Annotated in this window: 1 protein-coding gene; it reads left to right on the top strand. The window is 69.8% G+C overall.

Annotated elements, in window-relative coordinates; translation table 11 throughout:
* A partial coding sequence (locus tag RHSP_RS31205; protein WP_037155719.1) for a dihydrodipicolinate synthase family protein occupies positions 1-255 on the top strand: 255 nt, incomplete at both ends.

Raw genomic sequence — 255 nt, 5'->3', positions numbered from 1 at the left:
AACTGATCGCTGCCGGCATGTCGGCGGTGGTCTATTGCGGCTCGATGGGGGACTGGCCGCTCTTAAGCGATGCCCAGCGCATGGAGGGCGTCGAGCGCCTGGTCAAGGCGGGCATCCCGGTCATCGTCGGCACCGGCGCCGTCAACACCGCCTCGGCGGTTGCCCATGCGGCCCACGCCCAGAAGGTCGGCGCCAAGGGGTTGATGGTCATCCCCCGCGTTCTGTCGCGCGGCTCGGTGATCGCGGCCCAGAGGG

Source organism: Rhizobium freirei PRF 81, assembly GCF_000359745.1.
GTDB classification, from domain to species: Bacteria; Pseudomonadota; Alphaproteobacteria; order Rhizobiales; family Rhizobiaceae; genus Rhizobium; species Rhizobium freirei.
This window is presented reverse-complemented; position numbering and strand designations above follow the sequence as displayed.